Origin of the sequence: Actinomycetospora lutea (assembly GCF_028737205.1) — a bacterium.
GTDB lineage: Bacteria > Actinomycetota > Actinomycetes > Mycobacteriales > Pseudonocardiaceae > Actinomycetospora > Actinomycetospora lutea.
This window is the reverse complement of sequence record NZ_JAQZAL010000104.1, coordinates 1-1067: the sequence shown is the minus strand read 5'-3', so window position 1 is coordinate 1067 and position 1067 is coordinate 1. Positions and strand designations below refer to the sequence as shown.

1 protein-coding gene is annotated in these 1067 nt (G+C 73.4%); it reads left to right on the top strand.

Annotated elements, in window-relative coordinates; genetic code table 11:
• A partial coding sequence (locus PHK61_RS31855) for a nitric oxide synthase oxygenase (RefSeq protein WP_274285050.1) occupies positions 1–1067 on the top strand: 1067 nt, incomplete at both ends.

Genomic DNA, 1067 nt, shown 5'->3' with positions numbered 1-1067 from the left:
GAGGAGTTCGTCCGGCTCTTCCACGCCGAGGACCCGGAGGCGGGTCCGGTGGAGCCGCGTGTGGCCGCGGTGCGCGAGGAGATCGCCCGTACCGGGACCTATGTGCACACCGGTGCCGAGCTCGAGTTCGGGGCCCGGGTGGCGTGGCGCAACTCGGCGCGCTGTATCGGGCGGCTGTACTGGCGCAGCCTGCACCTGCGCGACCGGCGCCACGTCACCGCGCCCGACGAGGTGGCCGCGGAGTGTGTCGGGCACCTGCGGGAGGCCACCCGCAAGGGCCGCATCCGTTCGACGATCACGGTGTTCGCCCCCGACGGGCCGTCCGGGCGCGGGCCGCGGATCTGGAACGAGCAGCTCATCCGCTACGCCGGCTACCGGGCGGGTGGGCGGGTGCTCGGCGACCCGCGTTACGCCGGGTTCACCGACACCACCCGCACGCTGGGCTGGACCCCGCCGAGCCCGATGGGGCGTTTCGACGTCCTGCCGTTGGTGGTCAGCGGCGGCGGCGAGCACGTCGTCGAGGGCCCGCGGCTGCACGAGATCCCGGCCGATGCGGTGCTGGAGGTGGCGCTGACCCACCCGGACCACGCCTGGTTCGGCGAGCTGGGGCTGCGTTGGCACGCGCTGCCGGTGATCAGCAACATGCGCCTGGACATCGGGGGGATCTCCTACCCGGCCGCGCCGTTCAACGGCTGGTACATGGCCACCGAGATCGCGGCGCGCAACCTCGCCGACGCCGACCGCTACGACATGCTCGCCGAGGTCGCCGAGGCGATGGGCCTGGACACCTCGAGCGACCGCACGCTGTGGCGCGACCGGGCGGCGGTCGAGCTCACCGCCGCGGTGCAGCACTCCTTCGACCAGGCCGGTGTCTCGCTCGCCGACCACCACGGCGAGTCCCGCCGCTTCCTGCGCTTCGTGGACAAGGAGCAGGCCGCGGGCCGGACGTGCCCGGTGGACTGGAGCTGGATCGTCCCACCGATCTCGGGCGGCCTGACCCCGGTGTTCCACCGCTACTACGACGCGCCCACCGACACCGGCCCGATGTTCCGCCTCGACGACCAGGC